The 20,582-nt window shown below is 67.9% G+C and carries 14 protein-coding genes; 10 read left to right on the top strand and 4 right to left on the bottom strand.

What is annotated here, in order from left to right:
• Nucleotides 1-4: 4 nt before the first annotated feature.
• The 3 genes from WG208_RS11140 to WG208_RS11130 are packed head-to-tail and all read right to left on the bottom strand — an operon-like array spanning nt 5 to nt 3,413.
• Nucleotides 5-1,165 carry an efflux RND transporter periplasmic adaptor subunit gene (locus WG208_RS11140; protein ID WP_337171431.1) on the bottom strand — a complete coding sequence of 387 codons (1,161 nt, stop codon included), beginning with the start codon at nt 1,163-1,165 and terminating at the stop codon, nt 5-7.
• The gene (locus tag WG208_RS11135) at nt 1,165-2,754 is read right to left on the bottom strand and encodes a TolC family protein (RefSeq protein WP_337171430.1); all 1,590 of its coding nucleotides are present in this window, start codon (nt 2,752-2,754) and stop codon (nt 1,165-1,167) included. The genes WG208_RS11140 and WG208_RS11135 overlap by 1 nt, the downstream gene beginning before the upstream one ends.
• Nucleotides 2,754-3,413, bottom strand: coding sequence for a helix-turn-helix domain-containing protein (locus WG208_RS11130; RefSeq protein WP_337171429.1), 660 nt, complete (start codon nt 3,411-3,413; stop codon nt 2,754-2,756). The genes WG208_RS11135 and WG208_RS11130 overlap by 1 nt, the downstream gene beginning before the upstream one ends.
• Nucleotides 3,414-3,632: 219 nt before the next feature.
• On the opposite strand from WG208_RS11130, the gene WG208_RS11125 reads away from it, so the two are divergent.
• The gene (locus WG208_RS11125; RefSeq protein WP_337171428.1) at nt 3,633-4,889 is read left to right on the top strand and encodes an XdhC family protein; all 1,257 of its coding nucleotides are present in this window, start codon (nt 3,633-3,635) and stop codon (nt 4,887-4,889) included.
• A complete protein-coding gene (locus WG208_RS11120; RefSeq protein WP_337171427.1) occupies nt 4,886-5,521 on the top strand; it encodes a nucleotidyltransferase family protein in 636 nt (211 codons plus the stop codon). Before WG208_RS11125 ends, WG208_RS11120 begins: the two co-directional genes overlap by 4 nt.
• Before the next feature lie 75 nt (nt 5,522-5,596).
• Here WG208_RS11120 and WG208_RS11115 read toward each other — a convergent pair whose 3' ends face one another.
• On the bottom strand, nt 5,597-6,430 hold the full coding sequence (locus WG208_RS11115; RefSeq protein ID WP_337171426.1) for a Spy/CpxP family protein refolding chaperone: 834 nt from the start codon (nt 6,428-6,430) through the stop codon (nt 5,597-5,599).
• Between the two features lie 294 nt (nt 6,431-6,724).
• On the opposite strand from WG208_RS11115, the gene WG208_RS11110 reads away from it, so the two are divergent.
• The 8 genes from WG208_RS11110 to WG208_RS11075 form a co-directional block, all read left to right on the top strand.
• Nucleotides 6,725-9,064: a glutamine amidotransferase gene (locus WG208_RS11110; RefSeq protein ID WP_337171425.1), complete on the top strand. Its 2,340-nt coding sequence runs from the start codon at nt 6,725-6,727 to the stop codon at nt 9,062-9,064.
• 38 nt (nt 9,065-9,102) lie between these two features.
• On the top strand, nt 9,103-10,029 hold the full coding sequence (locus tag WG208_RS11105; RefSeq protein WP_337171424.1) for a hypothetical protein: 927 nt from the start codon (nt 9,103-9,105) through the stop codon (nt 10,027-10,029).
• Nucleotides 10,026-12,380 (top strand): tetratricopeptide repeat protein, encoded by a 2,355-nt coding sequence (locus WG208_RS11100; RefSeq protein ID WP_337171423.1) that lies wholly within the window; start codon nt 10,026-10,028, stop codon nt 12,378-12,380. Before WG208_RS11105 ends, WG208_RS11100 begins: the two co-directional genes overlap by 4 nt.
• Before the next feature lie 5 nt (nt 12,381-12,385).
• Nucleotides 12,386-13,180, top strand: a complete 795-nt coding sequence (locus tag WG208_RS11095) for a DUF4159 domain-containing protein (RefSeq protein ID WP_337171436.1) — start codon at nt 12,386-12,388, stop codon at nt 13,178-13,180.
• Nucleotides 13,181-13,310: 130 nt separating this feature from the next.
• The gene (locus tag WG208_RS11090) at nt 13,311-14,282 is read left to right on the top strand and encodes a MoxR family ATPase (protein WP_345786990.1); all 972 of its coding nucleotides are present in this window, start codon (nt 13,311-13,313) and stop codon (nt 14,280-14,282) included.
• 12 nt (nt 14,283-14,294) lie between these two features.
• Nucleotides 14,295-15,194, top strand: coding sequence for a DUF58 domain-containing protein (locus tag WG208_RS11085; RefSeq protein WP_337171421.1), 900 nt, complete (start codon nt 14,295-14,297; stop codon nt 15,192-15,194).
• Between the two features lie 15 nt (nt 15,195-15,209).
• Entirely contained in the window at nt 15,210-17,354 is a 2,145-nt protein-coding gene (locus WG208_RS11080; protein ID WP_337171420.1) for a BatA domain-containing protein, read from the top strand.
• 34 nt (nt 17,355-17,388) lie between these two features.
• A partial coding sequence (locus WG208_RS11075) for a DUF4175 family protein (RefSeq protein WP_337171419.1) occupies nt 17,389-20,582 on the top strand: 3,194 nt, incomplete at its 3' end.

Genomic DNA, 20,582 nt, shown 5'->3' with positions numbered 1-20,582 from the left:
GTCCTCAGGGCTTGGTGTTCTTCGCGGTATCGCGCGCGGCGGCATCACGTGCCGTCGCATCGCGCGGAGTCGAGACGACCACCGCCGTCCCCACCGAAATTCCGCGGGCGTTGCCGAGCAGCACGGTGTCGCCACCGGCGATGCCGCTCGTGATCTCGAACAACTCGGCAGCATCGTCGCGCACACCGAGCTGCACATCCACCTTCTCCACCTTGCCACCGCGCACACGCATCACGCTGGGCACGATGCCGGCCTGATCGACGGCGCTCTCGGGCACCAGGATGCCCATGCGCTTCTCCGCCGTCACGCGGCCTTCCACGAACAGTCCGGCGACGAGGGCATTCGCGTTGTTGGGCACGGTGGCGAGGATCTTCACCTGCTTGGTCTGCGCATCGACCATCGGACTGACGCGCGTGATGCGACCTTCGAGCGTGCGATCGGCGCCATTCACCTTGAACGTCACCGGGGCGCCCACGCGGACCTCGCCGAGGGCACTGGCCGGCACCGACGCCTCCACCCGCAGACTGCGGGGATCGATCACCGTGAACAACGCGGAGCCCGGCGACACGATGTCACCGGGGCTCACGCTCTTCTCGGCCACGATGCCCGCGAACGGCGCGCGGATGGTCGCGTTGGCCAGATTCTTCTCGGCGCTCGACAGACGCGCCTTCGCATCCGCGAGCTGTGCCTGCGCGCCCACGTTGGCGCGTTCGGCGCTTTCCACGTCACGTTCGGCGATGGCGCCCGCGGCCACCAACGTCTTTGCGCGCTGCAGTTCACGCGCCGCCTGTTCGGCGGCGATGCTGGCCTGCGCCACGCCGGAGCGCGCCGAGATGGCGGCTTCGCGCACCGTGCCATCGTCGAGGCGACCGAGTACCGTACCTTCGCTCACACGCTGGCCCGCGTCGACCAGTGTCTGCAGGACGGCGCCCGACAGCTCGGCGCGGATGCGCGCCTCACGATCGGCGACGAGCGTGCCGGAGATGGCGGGTCCACTGCGCAGCGTGTCCTGCCGCGCGACGGCGATGTTTTCGGCACCGATGGCCTGCGCGGCGTCGGCCGTGTCGGGGGACGCGTCCGGCGTCTTGCCACACGCGGTCACGGCCGTGGAGAGTGCCAGGACCGCCAGGCTCAGGATTGGCGCCACACGGCGCGGAGGGGTCATCATCGGTTGGTACCGGTATTCGTGGTCATCGCCGACGGGGCCGAAGCCTGTGTCAGCGGCAAATAGGGAAGAAGCTCCAGACGCTTGCGCGCCACCTGCAGATCACGCGCCGCGCGTGCGCGGTTGGCCTGCGCCTGCTGCAACTGCACCCGGGTCTCCGACAACTCGAGCTGCGTGGAGATGCCTTCGCGGAATCGCACTTCGGCGATGTCGTAGGCACGCTGGGCCTGTTCCGCCGTGCCCACGCTCGCGAGCCACGTGGCCTCGGCTTCGGTGAGTTGCAACGCCGCCTGGCGTGCATCCAGGGTGGCGCCTTCCTCGGCCAGCTTGAGACGCTGACGGGCTTCGATCACGCCCGCCTCCGCGGCCACGATCTCGCCGCGCACACGCCCCCCGCTGAAGATCGGATAGGAGATCCCGAGCCCCACCGTCCAGTTGGGGAAGAAGTCGCCGAGACTCTTCGGCAGCACGTTCTGCGGATAGGCCAGACGCTGGTAGTTGGTCGTGGCGGCAAGCTGGGGCCACCGTTGCGCCTTCGTCGCCCGGAGCTGCTGCTCCGCCATCTCGACGCTCTTGGAAGCCTGACGCACCGATGCCCGCGTGCGCGAGGCCGTATCGCTGGACGCGATGAGACGCGAGACATTGCCCTGCACCGCGGGATCGAGTTGCAGCACTTCGGCGGGGTTCACGTTGACCGTGGTTATCGGAGCGGCGTTGTTGGCACCGGCGTTGGCCGCGCCCATGTTGCCCGCTGCCAGCGGCGCCTCGGCGATGCTGTCGGTGAGCACCAGCGGTTGGTCGGCGGGCAGGTCGAGCAACTGCCGCAACCGCACATAAGCCAGGTCCCGCGACGTACGCGACTGCAGCCATGCCGGACGCTGATTGTCGCGCGTGACCCGTGCGCGGATCATCTCGAACTCCGACGCCGAGCCCACCGAACGCGTGAGCTGCACCTGTCGCAACGTGCGCTCCGACTGCACCAGCGACGATTCGGCGATGGCCACGAGGCGATCGGAGAGCGCGGCGTCGTAGTACGCCTGCGTGATGTCGAGCTGCACCTGGGCCTGCGCACTGGTGATACCGATCTCCGCCGATTCACGCGCCAGACGGGCCGCCTTCAGGTTGGCCGTGGCGCGCCCGCCGGTGAAGAGGGGCTGCGACGCCGTGAGCCCGAAGGTCACGTTGTATTCCGACGCGAAGATGCGCGTGATGGGATTGTCGGCACTGGCCGAGTCACCACCGGAACTGGAACCCGAACCGCCATCTCCCATGCGTTTGGTGATGGCGGCGAACTGGTTCTGGAGCTGTTTCTGCCAGTTGAGCGTGGAGGAGACTTGTGGCAGCAGCGCGGAACGGGCCTGGGTCTGCTGACCGCGGGCCCGCTGCTCACCGGCCCTGGCGAGCGCAACCTGTTCGCTGGAGCCGGCGGCAAGCTGGAGTGCTTCCGCCAGCGAGAGTGGACGTGGCGGCGCGCTCTGTTGTGCCTGCGCCCCGATGGGCGCGAGCAGCAACAGCAGGAGCAACCGCGTCGTTGCCGGAAGTGCGTGGCGCGGCGCATCAAAGGCCGCGGTCGCACGAAGTGAAGACATCATTCGGATGATACAGAGGTGGAGGTCGAACGGCGTTCGACCGTACGGGTGGTCGGCGGTTCAGGTTCCGACCGGGCACCGATACCACGAAGAAAGATCCGCACGTAACCGCGCAGACTGTCTTCCACCGGCAACGAGAACATCGCCGGCATGAGATCCCGGTTCATCGCATCGGCAAACAGCGCGCCCATGAGCATGGTGACCGCGGCGCGGACCTCGGCCGGTGTCACATCACCGGACTCGGGGATCCAGCCGTGACGACGCAGTTGCACCACGTACTCGCGGAGCTGCGCCGCCGCGGCACTGGGGCCATGCGTGGCACATCCGGCGACATCCGGACGTTCCTCCGCATCACTCATCATCTGGCGCACGATGGCGCGCATGGTGCTCAGATGGCCGTGCTGATCGAGGGCCCACCGCAGCAGATCGTTCTCGGGGTTCACGGGAGTCCTCGGCATGGACGGGCAGGACTCGCGGCGGGCGCAGACCTGCATCATCTGGTCGAGCAACGCGTCCTTGGAGCCGAACTGGCGGAAGAGCGTGACCTCATTGACGCCTGCTTCATCGGCAATGCGTCGGGTGGTCGCGCCCCGCCAGCCGTGCTGCGCATAGATGCGTGCGGCGGCTTCGATGATCCGGTGGCGGTGATCGTCAATCATGGCGGTACATAATTGCAAGCAGACGCTTGCCGCAAGTATGTACTTACAGTCACCATCAGGTAACAGCACGACCAAAGCGCACCGCGAGGTACGGTACCAGCCCATTGGCGTTTTTGTCACGCGCCCCGTTTTTTCTTATTCTTGTGGGATGGCCGGGGAGGCGACGAGACACGGCCGCCCGTCGCCCCTTCCCGGATCCCCCTCCGACACCGGAGTCCCGTGAACGGATTTGCCGAGCTCGCGCGCGCTGCGACGGCTGCGCATCTGGCCCGCCCGGATGTCCCCCTGGCCCTGGCGACCCTCGTCCAGGTCGAGGGCTCGTCCTATCGTCAGCCGGGCGCCCGGCTGCTCGTGGACGCGGAGGGGCGTGTCTTGGCGGGTGCGGTGAGTGGCGGTTGCCTGGAGGGCGACGTGGCTGCCCGCGCGGCGGCCGTCTGCGCGTCGGGATGTGCCATCCGGCTCCGGTACGACCTGCGCGCCGACCTGGAGACCATCTGGGGATTTGGCGCCGCGTGTGATGGGGTGGCGCACCTGCTACTGGAGCCGCTTCCAGACTGGAGTTGGATGGAAGAGGCCGATGTGATCGCAAAGAGGCGTCTTGGTGGCGCCGTAGTGACGATTGTAGGAGAACAGAACGGCGGCACGGGCGCCCTTCTGGACGGTGATGCGTTCACCGGACGCTGGCGATTTCTCCATGAGGAGGCCCGCCGGGTCACGACGGCCGACCTGACGACGATTGCCTCGACCGTCGCCAGAACGGGATTGCCGTTCACCCAGTCGTTCACGCAGTCGTCCACGCAGCCACTGCCGGCGACGCTGCCTCCGTCGGCAACCGCCACGGCCCCTGCGGCAGCGTCTCCGGTTTTCGCGTTCGTGGAGCCCTTGGTGGCGCCCATCGCCCTGCACCTGGTGGGCGCGGGACGGGGTGCGGAGGCGTTTGCCGCGATCGCCATGACGATGGGATGGCAGGTGACCGTGATCGATCATCGTCCGGCGTTGCTCGATGGTCTCACGCTGCCGGCGGGCGCCACGAAGCTGGCGGCGGGCTCGCTCGATACGGTGCACGGGACGCTGGCCGCGCTGCCACACGACGGCCGTACGGCGGTGGCCCTGCTCAGTCACATCTTCGATGTGGACGCGGCCTGGCTGGCGGCGGCCCTGCCGCTGCCGGTCGGGTATGTGGGAGTGCTGGGTTCGCGCACCCGGGGGGCGCAGCTCCTCGCCACCGTCGACGCCACCCTGGGTGCACGCGGAACGCCGCTCTCGGCACGGATGCGTCGGAAACTGCACGCGCCCATCGGACTCGACCTGGGGGGAGAGACGCCGGCGTCCATTGCCCTGGCGGCCATCGCCGAGATCGAGGCCGTGATCCACGGCCGGCCGGCGGGATTTCTACGCGAGCGTCAGAGTCCGATCCATACGCGGACCCCGTGTCCGCGTATCCCCGAGGCAAGCGAGACGGCCCCCCTCGGATGACCGACTCGGTGGCAGGCATCCTGCTGGCCGCCGGTGGTTCGCGTCGGCTGGGCGAACCCAAACAGCTCCTGCGGGACGATCAGGGAGAGACGCTGGTGCATCGCGCCGCCCGCCTCCTGCTCGAGGCGGGATGCGGGCCGGTGGTGGTGGTGACGGGCAGTCACGCCCCGGAAGTGTCTTCTTCAATTGAAGATCTCGAGGTTGAGATATTCCACAACCCGGACTGGGAAGCCGGGATGGGGGGCTCCATCGCGGCAGGCATGGCACATCTCGCGGTCCGGACGGCCGTGGAGACGCCGGGCCCACGCGGCGTCCTGGTGGCCGCCTGCGACATGCCCACGGTCAGCCTCGGTCATTTCAAAGCACTTCTATCGACGTCAAAGTCAGGAAGCATCAGAACAGCATCGGTTTATCAAGGAGACACAACAATGGAAACATGTGGTGTCCCTGCAGTTTTTCCGCAAACCGACTGGCCGGACCTGATGGCGCTCCGGGGAGACCGGGGCGCCAAGGCGCTCCTGCAAACCGGTTCCCCCCTCACCGTCCCGCTCGATGGCGGCCGATTCGACATCGACACCCCTGAGGACGCCCGGCGCTGGCGCTTGGCCAGCCCGTCCGCCGACGAAGCCTGAGGGGCGCCGGACAACAAACGGGGGCGCGACATCCCGTGTCGCGCCCCCGTCGTCATCCCGGCCTGCCCCACGTGGTCAGGTGGGCGGCAACTGCCCGTCCTGCCCGTGAATGGCCGCCGAGTCCATCTCTCCACCGCGACGCATGCGGGGCATCACGCCCTCGCCCCCGGGGGCCATGCGAGGCGCCATCCCAGGCCCCATACCCGGACCCATCCGGCCGCCCGGCGGTCCCATGGGCGGCCCGAACTGCTGACGCATGCCCGGCCCACCGCGCGGGGCCATGAAGCCACGTCCACGTGGGCCCATCTCCCCACGGCCGAACGCCTGCGCCCGGCCGGAGGCGACCATGCGCTGACGACGGGCGCCCATCGCGCGGAAGTTGTCCAGCCTCGTCTTCTGCTCCGCCGTCAGCACGGCGCGCGCATCCTGCTGCAACTTGAGCTGCGCGATGGCCCGATCCGTCCGCAGCTTGTTCATGCGATCCATGGCCGTGCGTGCGGCCGAGAGATTGCCGTCCCCCTGCGTGGCGTCCAGCAGATCGGCCCGTGCGCGCAGTTCGTCGGCCGCATTCCGTCGTGGGACGTTCGCCCCCTGCAGCGCTTCGAGACGCTTCACCTGATCGTCCGTCAGTGCGAGCGGCCCCTTGAGACGCAACAGCGCCGCGGCCGGACTGCCTCCGCCAAACCGCATTCCATTGCCGGCACCATCACGACCAGGACCACGATTCCGGCCATTCATGGCACCATCCGGTCCGGGAGCGGCCGGCGTTCCACCAGGTGATCCATTGCCCGGTTGTGCGGGCGGAGGCATGCGACGTGCGCGAGCCTGACCCTGCGCATTGGCCATGCCGGCCAGCGTGACGCTCAGGATCGTGGCCGCGGCCACGAGCATCGTACGGGAGTGGCGCATGTTGTCCTCGTATGTCGAAAGAATGCACGGTCGCCGACGACCGGCAACGGGAGAGTTGCCGAGGCGCCCGCTTCAACGGATTGGACGACCGGGGCTTCGTGGTGTTAAGGGTGTGAAGCACGCGCCAACATCGTCGTTGTCTGGCGCGTCTACAGTAGACGTTCCCCGCGCCGCGCTGCACTGTGAGGAGAACGGATGCACCAGGGCACGTTGGATCGCCTTGTGGTGTCCAATGTCTGTCTGCTGTTCCCGCCGCGTAGTCATCGCTCCCGCCCTGTGCTCGCCGGTCGCCCTGTGGGATCCTGGATCGACGCTGTCAGTACTCTGCTCTTCAAGTATCCGCCGCGTGCCTTCGCCCGCGGCGATCTCGTCGTGGCCCCGGTCATGCCGATCGCGGTGCTCATCGTGGCGGCGTTGCTGCTGGTGGCGATCGTTGCGGTCACCCATTTCTCGCTGCGCACGCTGAAAGGCCGTGATCGTGCCGTGCTGGCCGTGCTGCGCACCGTCACGATCCTGCTCATCATCGGGTGTCTGCTGCGGCCGGGGCTCGTCATCGCGTCGGCGGTGCCGCAGCGCAATGTGCTGGCCGTGCTGTACGACGATTCACGCAGCATGCGCATCCGCGATACGGACCGCAGCGGCACACCCGGCACGAACACCACGTCATCCGATGCAGCGTCGCGTCTCGATGCGATGCAGGCCGTGTTCTCCGACAGCAGCGCGTTGATCCGCCAGCTCGGCGAGAAGTTCGCGTTGCGCCGCTTTCGTTTTTCGGGAGCCGCGGTACCGATGCGTGGCAGTGGTGAAGTCGCGGCCGCGGGCACGCGGTCGGACCTCGCGCAGGCCCTCGACGATGTCCGCGAGGATCTGAGTGGCATGCCACTGGCCGGTGTGGTGCTCGTGTCCGACGGGGCCGACAACGGCCAGGGGGCGCTCGACGATGCATTACTGGCGCTGCGTGCGCGCCGCGTCCCCGTGTACACCGTGGGCGTGGGTCGCGAACGGTTCGAGCGAGACATCGCGATCGAACGGGTGGATGCTCCCCGACGCACACTCGCCGGTGCCAGCAGCGTGGTGGAAATCGACGTACGTCTGCGTGGGGTGGGCAAGGAGCCCGTCGCGCTCACGGTGGAAGCGGATGGACGCGTGGTCGCCACCGAGACGGTGCATCCGCCCACACGCGGCGATCTCGCCACGTTGCAGGTGCGAGTGCCGCCGCTCGATCCCGGCGTCCATCGGCTCGCGGTGCGGGCGCGTCCGCTGCCCTCGGAGATCGTCACGGAAAACAACGAGTGGCAGACAAGCATGACGGTGCGGGCGGGCCCCGATCGGGTGCTCTATCTGGAAGGTGAGCCTCGGCCGGAGTTCGCGTTCCTTCGTCGTGCCGTGGCCAGCGACAGCGCGTTGCTCGTGGTGGGTCTCATGCGCAGCGCCGAACGCAAGTTCCTCCGTCTCGGCGTGCGCGACAGCCTCGAACTGCTCGGAGGATTCCCCACCACACGCGAGGAGCTGTATCAGTATCGCGCGCTCATTCTCGGCAGCATCGAGGCGTCGTTTTTCACGCCGGAGCAGCTCCGCATGCTCGCCGACTTCGTGAGTGTGCGTGGTGGCGGTCTGCTCGTCCTCGGTGGACGCGCCTCGTTGTCCGAGGGGGGATACGCGGGCACACCGCTGGCCGATGTCCTGCCGCTCACACTCACGCGCAGTGAAGTGAATGCGGAAGGTCCCGCCATTTCGGTGGCGATCCGTCCGACACGGGCCGGTGAGTCGCATCCGGCGCTGCAACTCGGTGCCTCGCTCGCGGCATCACGCACGAAGTGGGATTCCCTTCCCGCGCTCACGATGGTGAACCGGCTGGGTGCGTTGCGCGCCGGCGCCACGCAATTGCTCGCCGGCCGCACGGAAGATGGACGCAGCGATGTGCCCGTCCTCGCCTGGCAGCGCTACGGCCGCGGCATGAGTGCGGTCCTCGGCGTGCAGGACTCGTGGATCTGGCGCATGGATACGTCCATTCCGGTGACCGATCAGACGCACCAGACGTTCTGGCGGCAGATGGTGCGCTGGATCGTGGAAGATGCACCGGCTCCGTTCGAAGTGATCGCATCGCCCACGCGTGTCGCACCGGGCGAACCGGTGCAACTGCGCGCGCAGGTGAACACGCCGCTCTATGCCGACGTGAACGACGCCACCGTCGCCGCCACGGTGACCGGTCCCGATGGACAGGTGCAGACGATCCCGCTGGAGTGGTCACTGCGGGACGATGGCAGCTACTCGGCGCGTTTCACGCCTACCGATACGGGTCGGTATGCGATCGAAGCGAGCGCGCAGCGTCCGGGCGCCGGACGCGATTCCGTACAGACCACCCGGGCCACCGTGCTCGTGGACGAGCGTGGAGCGGATGTCGCCCACGCCGAATTGCGGGCGTCGCTGCTGCGGCGTATCGCGGAGGAGACCGGCGGCAAGTACTACCCGTTGAATGATGCGTCCCGTCTGGCGGATGACGCCGTGTATACCGACGCCGGTGTGACGGTGCGTGAAGCCAACGATCTGTGGGACATGCCGGCCGTGTTCCTGCTGCTCGCACTGCTGCTGGGCGCCGAGTGGGGATACCGCCGGTGGCGGGGGCTCGCCTGATGCGGTGGGTGATGCGGTCCATGATGCGACACGGGGGCATGGCGTCGGTCATACTGCTGACGGCGCTGCTGTGCGTTCCCACGCACACCGCAGAGGCGCAGCGCACGCATGTGATGATCGTGGCCGGCCTGTCGGGTGCGCCGAATTTCAAAGCCGCCTTCAATACGGCCATCATGGCCACGCGCACGGCGGCGCGCGAACGCTGGGGCGTGAGCGATTCCAGTCTCATCGTCCTCACCGAAGACTCGCTGCCCACGGCACTCTCGCAGGCCCGCTCCACGCGGGAAAACATCGCGTCGGGGTTCCTGCGTCTCTCCAGACGCGTACAACCCGGCGACGTACTGCTCGTGCTGCTGCTCGGCCACGGCAGTGGCGAAGGCCCCGGTTCGAAAGTGAATCTGCCCGGCCCCGACGCCACCGCCGCGGAATATGCGTCCTGGATCGCGCCGTTTGCCCAGCAGCAGGTGGTGTTCGTGAACGCGGCCACCGGCAGTGGTGACTTCGTTCCCGTACTCGCCAAGCCGGGACGGGTGATCATCACGGCCACGCGTACGGCCATGGAGAAGAACGAATCGGAATTCTTCGGCGTCTTTGCGCGTGCGTTGAACAGCGACGAAGCGGACGCCGACAAGGACGGCCGTCTCTCGGTGCTGGAAGCGTTTCGGTACGCACGCGCCGAAGTGGCCAAGTCATACGAGCGCAGCAATCGACTGCTCACGGAGCACGCCGTAGTCAGTGACTCGATCGTGGCGGGGCGGATCACCTTCGGCTCGCGCGCGGCGGCGGCCAATCCGCGTGTCGCGGCGCTCATCGCCGAACGTCAGGCGCTGGAGTCGCAGGTGGCGGCGCTGCGTACACGCAAGGCGAACATGACGGCCGACGCCTACGACGCCGAACTGGAACGCCTGCTGCTCGCCATCGCCGAGAAGACGCAGGCCATCAAGGCGGCCGGAGGTGACCGATGAACCCGCGTGCCCGCGCCTGGCGCCTCATGAGCAGACACGCGGGTGCGTTGCTCATGTCGCTCATGGCGGTGACGTCTCTGGCGTGCGCGCAGGAACAGAGCACGGCCCGCAGTGCACCGGACCGCTGGAACACGGAGGTCACGGCCGCCGAGGCCGCCCTCGCGCGAGGCAACCGGGTGGACGCGGTGGCGCGCGCGCGCCGCATTGCCACGGCGTATCAGCAGGACGGGGCGCGAAACAGCGCGGAACACACGTCGGCGGGACGCGCCTACGTGTTGCTCGGTGTCGGTGATGCGGAAGCGGTGCGGGCGGCGTTGCGGGCATTCGACCGGGCCGTCGCTCTCGATTCCGGCAACATCGACGCCATCCGCCGGAGTGGTGCGCTGTTTCTCGAGAAGTACAACGCGCCGGAAGCCCGTGCGTCGTACGAACTCGCGCTCAAGCGCGCACCCGATGATGCAGCGGCGCTGCTCGGTCTCGCGCGCGTGGAGGAGTTCGAAGGCAAGGGCACGCCGATGACCACGGCGCGACGCAGCCTTGCGGTCGATCCGAAGCGCGCCGAAACGCTGGCCTACATCGCGCGCCTGCAGCTCGATGCCGAAGCGTTCGATTCGGCCCGCAGCTATGCGGAGCGCGCGATCGGCGCGGACAGCATGGAGATGGCCGGTTGGGGTGTGTTGGGTGCAACGGCCTGGATCGTGGGCGATTCGACGACCTATCACCGGGCTTTGCGTGCCGCGTCCGCACTGCAGCCGGCGCCGTCGGCGTTCCACCTCGCGCTGGCGGAAGCGGCCGTGCGTCAGCGTCGCTATGCCGAAGCCGTGCGTCTCGCCCAACAGGCGGTCGCCGAGGATTCCCTGTCGGTGGCCGCGTACGGCGTGTTGGGGACGACCCAACTGCGCACGGGGCAGATGGACGCCGGCCGGGCCGCGGTGGAACGGGCGTTTGCACTCGATCCGTTCAACGTGTGGCACAAGAACACGCTCGATCTGCTCGACAAGATGCGGAATTTCCGCACCATCCGGCAGGGACGTTTCGAAGTGGTCGCGCCCACCGAAGAAGCCGACCTGCTCGCACTGTACATCGTGCCGCTGCTCGAGCGCGCGTTCGATTCGCTGTCGGTGCGATACCGCTACAGTCCACCCACGCCGGTGCGTCTCGAGTTCTACCGACAGCACGCCGATTTTTCCGTGCGCACGGTGGGCCTCAACGGACTGGGCGCGCTGGGGGTGAGTTTCGGCAGTCTGCTGGCCATGGATGCGCCCAACGCGCGGGAGCGCGGCACATTCAACTGGGGCAGCACGGCATGGCATGAGCTCACGCATGCGTTCACGCTGGGGGCGTCCGATCACCGGGTGCCCCGGTGGTTGTCCGAAGGACTGTCGGTACTCGAGGAGCGCCGGGCGGCGCCGGGGTGGGGCGCACGGGCGTCCCTGCCGTGGCTCGTGGCCATGAACACGGGCCAGGTGCGTCGCATCAGTGAATTGAGCGATGGATTCCTGCGACCGCGGTCACCCATGGAAACGCAGAACAGCTATTTCCAGGCGTCGATGTTCTGCGAATGGGTGGAACTCACCAAGGGCGCGCAGGCCTTGCCGGCGTTGCTCGTGGCGTTCCGCGACGGACTCGATACGCCGGGTGCGTTTCGCAAGGTGCTGGGGCTCTCGCCGGAACAGGTCGACACGCAGTTCGATGCCTGGGTGCGTCAGCGCTTCGCCAGGGACCTGGCCAGTGCGCAGGGCATGTCCCCCACCGACTCCACGGGCGGGCGGTTCGCGCGGGTGATGCGCACGGCCGTGGCGTTGATCGAGACGCGTCCCGATTCGGCGCGGAAGCTGCTGGAGGAAGCGCGCAGCCTCATGCCCGAATACGCGGCCGAGGATGGACCGGCCTGGTATCTCGCGCGGGTGGCGCTCGCCCAGAAGGACACGGCGATGGCACTGACCATGCTGCAGGTGGTGACCGGGCGCGACGAAACCGCCTGGGATGCGAATCAACTCGAGGCCACGCTGCGGGAAGCCCGCGGTGACCGCGCGGGCGCGATGGCCGCCCTGGAGCGCATGTTGTGGATGTGGCCGTACGAACCGGCGCTGCACGTGCACCTGGCGACGCTCGCGGGGGCGCAGGGCGACCACGTGCGCGCGGTGCGTGAGCGGCAGGCCGTGATCGCGTTGCACCCCACCGACCTGATGGATGCACGCTACGAGCTGGCGCGCGCGCTGGCGGCGGCCGGCCGGGTGGCCGAAGCGCGTCGTGAATTGCTGCAGGTGCTGGAAGAAGCACCGAGTTTCGAGAAGGCGCAGACGTTGCTGCTGGAATTGCGGCAACGCAGCGGTGGAGGCGCACCGTGAAGGAGATGATGGCGCGTCGAACGCACGGTGGTGCATGGGTCGCGGCCCGGGTGCTGTGTTGCGTACTGGCGGTGCTCGCCGTGTCGACCGCACCGGCATCGGCGCAGCGACGTGGCGGACGCCCGCAGCAGGAGTTCGCTCCCAATCTCCCGTACGACGGACGCTATACGTTCGCGCGTATCCGCTATTCCATGCCCGACTTCAGTGGCTTCCGCGGACGGGATTTGCCGTGGAGTCACGATTATCCACGTGGTGAGCGGCACTTCACCAAGATCGTCAGTGAGATCACGACCGTGCGGGCCCGCACGACGCAGAGCAACATCCTCACCCTCGACGATCCGCAACTCGGCAAGTATCCGATCGCCTACATGGCCGAAGCGGGATTCTGGATACCCAACGACGCCGAGGTGCTGGGCATGCGGAATTTCCTGGCGAAGGGTGGCTTCATGATCTTCGACGACTTCGCCGGCGACGCCTGGCGGAATTTCGAAGCGCAGATGCGAAAAGTCCTGCCCGATCTGCGTCCCATCGAACTCACCGTCGACCATCCGATCTTCGACTCGTTCTACCGCATCAAGAGCCTCGACTACTACCATCCGTACTACCGGGGCTACAAGTCGGTGTTCTACGGCTACTTCGAAGGCAACGATCCGAAGAAACGCATGCTGGCGATCGTGAACTACAACAACGACATCTCCGAATACTGGGAGTTTTCGGACGAGGGGATGTTTCCGCTGGATCTGTCGAACGAGGCGTACAAGCTGGGCGTGAACTACATCGTGTACGCCCTCACCCGCTGACCACTTCCCTCCCCCGTCGAGGACTCGCGTGACTGCACCTGCCACTGGACCGACTGCATCTGCTGCTGCATCTGCTGGATCTTCCTCCGTTGATTTCGACCGCCTCGATGACGCGGCGCTCGCCGATCGTCTGCAGGGGGCGGGTCAACGCATCGCCGCCGAACTGCGGAAGGTGATCGTGGGGCAGGATGTCGTGGTGGAGCAGGCGCTGATCGCGCTCTTTGCCGGCGGCAATTGTCTGCTGGTGGGCGTACCGGGCCTCGCGAAGACGTTGCTGATTTCCACGCTCGCGCGGGCGCTCGATCTGCAGTTCTCGCGCATCCAGTTCACGCCCGACCTCATGCCCAGCGACGTGACGGGCACGGACGTGATCCAGGACGATCCCACCACGGGCCATCGGCGCCTCGCGTTCCTGCCCGGGCCGGTGTTCGCCAATGTGCTGCTCGCGGACGAGATCAACCGCACGCCGCCCAAGACGCAGGCCGCGCTGCTGGAGGCGATGCAGGAACGGCGCGTGACCGTGCAGGGACGCACGTACGAACTCGACAAGCCGTTCTTTGTCTTCGCCACGCAGAACCCGATCGAACTCGAAGGCACGTATCCGCTGCCCGAAGCGCAGCTCGACCGGTTCATGCTCGAGGTGGTGCTGGACTATCTCCCCGAAGAGGATGAAGTGGCGGTGGTGAAAGCCACGACGGCGCTGCCGCCGGAGGCGGTGCGTCCGGTGGTCACGAAAGACGAGATTCTCGCCTACCAGCGCGTGGTGCGTCGTCTGCCGATCGCCGATGCGGTGACGCGGTATGCCGTGTCGCTCGTACGGGCCACCCGCCCCACGAACGGCGTGGTGTCAGACTACATCAAGCAGTACGTGAGTTATGGAGCGTCCGTACGTGCCGCGCAGGCACTGGTGCTGGGCGCCAAGGCCCGCGCGCTGCTGCAGGGCCGCGCGAGTGCCAGCTTCGACGACGTACGCGCCCTCGCGCGACCGGTGTTGCGCCATCGTGTGCTGGTGAACTTCCAGGCCCAGTCGGAGAAGGTGAGCACCGATCAGCTCGTGGCGCGTCTCATCGAGACGGTGCCGCTGCCCAAGTCTTCCCTGTAACGGTCTCCCCTCGTGCCCGTCGCTCCCGCCGCCTTCCTCGACCCCGCGCTGCTCGCGAAGATCTCCGATCTCGCGCTGCTCGCGCGTACGGTCGTGGATGGTTTCATGCATGGCCAGCATCGATCGCTGCGCAAAGGGTCGTCGCTCGATTTTGCGGAACACCGCAGCTATCAGCCCGGCGACGATCTCCGGCGTATCGACTGGCGCGTGTACGGCCGGACGGACCGGTTCTACATCAAGGAGTACGACGCGGACACCAATGCCGGCGTGCTGTTCGCGCTCGACACCTCGGGATCGATGGACTACGGCAGCGGGTCCGTGACCAAGTTCGTGTACGGACGCATGCTGGCCGCGTCGCTGGCCTGGCTGTCACAATCGCAGGGCGATCGGGTGGGACTGGCCACGTTCACGCAGGATCTCGAAGAGGTCATCCCTCCGTCGGTGCGGCATCTGCAGCGGATCCTGCACACACTGGCGGCCACCACGCCCCGGGGCCCGAGCCGACTCGTGCACAGCATCGAACGGGTGGGGCTGTTGTCGACCCGCTCGGGGATCATCGTGCTCATCACCGACTGCTACGAACGCCCCGATGCGCTGGGGCGTGCGGTCGATGCACTCCGCATGCACGGCAACGACGTGATCGTCTTTCATCTCGTGGACGCCGCCGAGCGGGACCTGCCCGGTGACGCCGACACGACGTTCGAGGACATGGAAAGCGGGGCGCTGCTGCCGCTCAAGCCGGACGATCTGCGCAGCAAGTATCAGACACTCATCCGGGCGCATCATGAGGCCCTGCAGTCGCGCCTGACGGCGGCGGGGGCCGACTATGTGCGGCTGCTGACCAACGAACCGCTCGACCGCGCTCTGCACGCCTATCTCGACGCGCGGCTCACGCGCGGTCGGGTGCGCTGAGGAGCTGAGGACACGATGGGTCTCGGATTCCTCGTCCCCGCGTTTCTGGCCGGCCTCGCCGCACTGGTCGTGCCGATCCTGCTGCACCTCCGGCATCGCGACCGCGATCGCCCGATGCGATTCCCGTCGCTGATGTTTCTCGAGCAATTGCCCATTCGCACCGAGAGCCGTCAACGCATCACCGACTGGCCGTTGTTGCTGCTGCGACTGCTGGCGCTGGCGCTGCTGGTGTTCGCGTTCGCACGTCCGGTGCTCAAGGACCGGCGCGTGGTGGGTGCCGACAACCGCACCAAAGCCGTCGTCATCCTGCTCGACCGCTCGCTGAGCATGGGGTACGCCGGGGTGTGGCCGCGTGCGCTCGATTCGGCGCGTGCCGTCATCGATCGACTGGACGGCAAGGACCGCGTGGCGCTGGTGGCGTACGACGATGCCGCCGAGGTGATGCAGCGTCTCACCGAAGACCGGGCGGCGGTGCGCGGCGTGCTGGGCGCAGTGCAGCCCATGCGGCGCGGCACACGACTGGCGCCGGCGTTGCGCAGCGCGCGGCAGCTGCTGCTGGATGCGCCGTTCGCGGCGGCGGAGGTGATCGTCATTTCCGATCTGCAACGGGCGAGTGCGGCCGGTATTGCCGGCGTGGAGTTTCCGGCGGGTGTGCAGGTGCGCGGAATCGGCGTGGGCAGTGACACCTGGGTGAACAGTGCGGTGCGTTCACTCGATGCGCGGCGGGTGCGTGAAGGCGACCGGACACTGCTCGCCGTGAAGGCGCGCGTGCAGAGCCATGCGTTGCCCGCGATCCGACCCGTCACGGCCTCTCTTTCGGTGAACGGACGTGATGCGACGACTGCCACCGCTACGCTTGCCCGTGATGGCGAGACCGTCATCACCTTCACACCGGTACCCGCGCCCGATGGGGCCGTCTCGGTGCGCGTGGCCATTCCGGCCGATTCGTTGGTGGCCGACGACACGCTCGTGGCCGTCGTGCCACGCGACGATCTGCTGCGTGTGGCGCTCGTCACGCCACCGGACATGAGCGCGTCGGAAACGTTGTATCTGCAACAGGCGTTGGGAATCGGTCGGGCGCCGCAGGTGCAGGTGGAGCGTCTGACGGCCGTGCCGGCCACCGCGGCCGCACTGGCGCGCACCGGTGTGGTGATGTTCTGGGACATGGCCCCCGACGCACCGGCGGCGCTCACGTCGTGGGTGAACGACGGGGGGGGTATCGTGCTCGCGACCGGCCGCCGGCTCGCCGCGCGCCGCACTGCGTTGCCCTCGTATGCCGGCATCACCTTCAGCGGACTGGCCGATCGCGTGAGCGATCGTGGCGGCACCTTGCGTGACGTGCGCGCCGAGCACGCCCTGTTTGCCCCGTTCCGCGAAGCACAGGATGCGCTGACGGCGGTGCGCGCATGGCGGTATCCGCGCGGCGACGCCTCGCCCTCGGCCGACATTCTGGCGCGCTTCGATGATGGCGTGCCGGCGGTGCTGGAACAGCGCATCGGCAACGGCCGGGCCATGACGCTCACCGTGCCGCTCGACAACCAGTACGGCGATTTCCCGCTGCAGCCGGCGTACCTCCCCTTCGTGCGGCAGCTCGTGCTGCACACCTCGGGGCGCGACGCGGCCCCGCTCTGGCTCACCACGGGCGAGAGCTGGTCGTTGCCGGCCACACTCAGCAATCCCGTCGTGACCGGTCCCACCGGGGCGCTGACCCGTCCGCAGGCCGATTCGGCGGGCGCGGCCGTGCCGTTGCCCGATGCCGGCCTCTACACGGCGTACGCCGAACGCGCCTCGGGCGAGCCCGGCGCGGTGCTGGCCGTGAACGTGCCGCCCAGCGAGTCCGAGCTCACGCCGATGGACACCACCGAACTCCTGCTTGGCGTGCGCACCACGTCGGCGGAGTCGGCGGCGGCGTCCAGAGCGGATGGCGACACGCCGATGACCGTCGAAGAGATGGAGCGCCGTCAGAACCCCTGGCGGGTATTGCTCATCGTCGCGGCGTTGCTGCTGCTCGCCGAAACGATTCTTGGGACACGTGGACGCCGGGGCATGGCGCGCCGGGTGGTTCCCAACACAACGTCCAACGTAGCGTCCAACACCGCATCCACCCGATCGGCCGGAGCGCCTGCGAGCACCGCCTCGCGCGCCCGGTTCGATACGTGATGTTCACGGGTTCGCCCCAGTCGAAGGAGCCACGATGAGTCCCGATCGTCAGTTGCTCACCGCACTCGGCACGCTGCGTCGTCAGTGGCGTCAACGGGTGCTGCTCGAATCGCTGGTGTGGATCGGCGTGGCGGTCGTGCTCGCCGTGGCGGCCGCGTGGGCGATCACGACCTGGCTGGGTGGGGATGGCCGCGCGTTGTGGACGGCCCGCCTGGTGGGATACGGACTCATCGTCGTGGCCATCGTGCGCGGACTGATCGTGCCGCTGATGCGTCGGGCCAGCGACGAGCGATTCGCGCTGTACGTGGAAGAGCGCGCGCCCTCGCTGCGACAGACGCTGCTGGCGGCGGTACAGGAAGCGCACGTGCCGGAGAGTCAGCGGATGTCACAATCGCTGTCGACGCGCGTGATGTCGCGTGCGGCATCGGCCATTGCGCCGCTGCATCGTGGCGCATCGCTCGAGCGGGAGCGCATGCTGCGCGCGGGACAGGCCATCGGCGTGGTGGGTGTCGTGGCCGCCGTCGCCATGTTCTTCGGACCGCAGTCGGTGCGTGATGGCGCGCGTCTCCTGTTCGTGCCCTTCGGCACGGCGCAGGCGGCGGTGCCCGAGCGGCGGGTGGCGGTGGAGCCGGGATCGGTGGCCGTGCCGCGTGGCGGTGCGGTGGAAGTGCGCGCGGAACTGATGGGCTTCGCGGCGAGTGGCGCGGAGCTGGTGTTCCGCACCGACAGTGGCGGTACGACGGGCGGAGAATGGCAGCGGCTGCCCATGGCGCCCGATGCGGACACCTCGCAGTTCCGCTCGCGGTTGTTCGACATCGTGGTGCCCACCGAGTACTACGTGGAAAGCGCCGACGTGCGTTCGCCGGTCTACAAACTCACGGTGAACAATCTGCCGGCGGTGTCGCAGGTCTCACTCGACCTCAAGTTCCCGGCGTACAGCGGTCTGCCCACGGAACACATCGACGAAGGCGGTGACGTGGCCGCGGTGGTCGGCACGACAGTGACCGTGCACGCCCGGGTGACGCGGTCAGTGAAAGGTGGCACGCTGCGGTTCGACGACGGCACGACGGTGGCGCTCACGCCCGACAGCGATAGCACGGTGAGTGGCAGCTTCCGCGTGACACGCAGTGGATTCTATCACGTCGACCTCGTGGCGCCCGATGGACAGACGGTGGCGGGCTCGGTGGAATACGTGGTGGATGCGATTCCCGACCGGGCGCCGATGGTGCGGATCGAGGATCCGGGTCGTGACACCAAAGTCTCCAACACCGATGAAGTGACGGTGGCGGTGCGCGCGACGGACGATCTGGGCGTGGTGTCGATGGAACTGCGCTATCGGGTGAACGGCGGCCCGGAGCAGGTGAAGAAGATCACCGATAGCACGTCGCGTCGTCCGCGCGATGCGCAGGGCGCGCACACGCTGTTCCTCGAGGAGATGTCGCTGCAGCCCGGCGATCTCGTGGCGTATCATGCCCAGGCCCGGGACGGCGGCGGTCATGTGGGCACGAGCGACGTGTACTTCCTGGAAGTGCGGCCATTCGGCAAGGACTATCGGCAATCCGATGAACGTCAGCAGGGCGGTGGTGGTGGAGGTGGCGGCGGCCAGCAGGATTCACCCGACGGATTCATGGCGCGACAGAAGGAGATCGTGTCGGCCACGTTCAACTGGATGCGGGACAGTGCATCGAGCACCGACAAGAAGCGCCGTGAGGACATGGCCACGCTGGCGATCGCCGAGGGCCGTCTGCGCACCGATGTCGACGAGTTGGTCAAGCGTCTGACCGAGCGCGGTGTGGCGAAGGCCGACACGAACTTCGCGAAGATCCGCATGGAGTTGCAGCAGGCCATCACCGAACTGAAGGACGCCGAGGAGCAGCTCGGGCGTGCGCGGGGTGGTGATGCCATGCCGCCCGAGCAGCGGGCCCTGCAGCGGCTGCAGCGCGCCGAGGCAATCTACCGGGATGTGCAGGTCCAGATGGGTGGCGGCGGCGGTGGGGGAGGCGGCGGAGGCGGTGGGCAGCAGCGCGCCGAAGACCTCGCCGATCTGTTCGAACTGCAGACCGACAAACAGCGCAATCAGTACGAGACGGTGCAGCAGGGTCGGGCGGAGAGCGAACCGCAGCAGCAGGTGGACGAGACGCTCGAGCGGCTCAAGCAGATGGCGCAGCGTCAGCAGCAGGAGAACGAACGCCTGCAGCGCATGGCCGAACAGATGCGTCAGCGACTGGCGCAGGAGAACGGTGGCGCGGGTGGTTCGTCCGGCAGTTCGTCGGGCGGTGCATCGGGAGCATCCGGTGCCGCGGGCGCCGCGGGGCAGCAGGGCAACAATCGCCCCAACGGCGGCAACACGAACAGCGGCGCACAGCGGGAGCTGGCGCGGCAGGCGGAAGAAGAAGCGCGTCGTCTCGAGCGGCTTTCGCGGGAGCAGAACAATCCCGAACTGGCCAACGCCGCGCAGCAGTTGCAGCAGGCGGCCGACGCGATGCGACGGGCGGCCAGCGGGTCGAGCGCGCAGGGAAGTGCGGCGCTCGAAGAACTGACGCGTGCCGCACGTGGGCTCGAGGGCGCGCGTTCCGCCGAATCGTCGCGTGGCATCCAGCAACTGGCCGACCGGGCGCAGGATCTCGAGGCGCGTCAGCGGGAGATCGCGCAGGGCGTGAAGGCCATGCAGGGGCAGCAGGGATCGCCGCAACAGCGCGCCGAACAACTCCGGCAGCTCACGCAGAAGAAGGACGAATTGAATCGCGACGTGCGTCGTCTGGAATCGGACGCCGACCGGTTGGCGCGCGATTCGCGGCGTGATCAGCCAAAAGCCGCGGGCAAGGTAGCGGAAGCGGCGGAGACCATTCGCGACACGCGGCTGGCCGACAAGATCGAGTTCTCGAAGCAGGTCGCGCGTGGCGGGTCGGAGGAATACGCGTCGGCCTTCGAAGCGCAGATCGCGGACAACCTGCGCGACGTGAGCGAGCAGTTGCGCAGTGCGTCGGGCGCGCTGCAGGGGGAATCGGCCGCACGGCAGCAGGAGCGCACGCTCGAAGCGACGCGTGATCTGGTGCGCGGACTCGAGTCGTTGCGTGAGCGCATCGCGGACCAGCAGGGGCAGCAGGGGCAGCAGGGGCAGCAGGGGCAGCAGGGGCAGCAGGGGCAGCAGGGGCAGCAGGGGCAGCAGGGGCAGCAGGGGCAGCAGGGGCAGCAGGGGCAGCAGGGGCAGCAGGGGCAGCAGGGCCA

Source organism: Gemmatimonas aurantiaca (genome assembly GCF_037190085.1).
Taxonomy (GTDB): Bacteria; Gemmatimonadota; Gemmatimonadetes; order Gemmatimonadales; family Gemmatimonadaceae; genus Gemmatimonas; species Gemmatimonas aurantiaca_A.
Note: the sequence above shows the minus strand (reverse complement) of the source record. Positions and strands in the feature narration are given on the sequence as shown.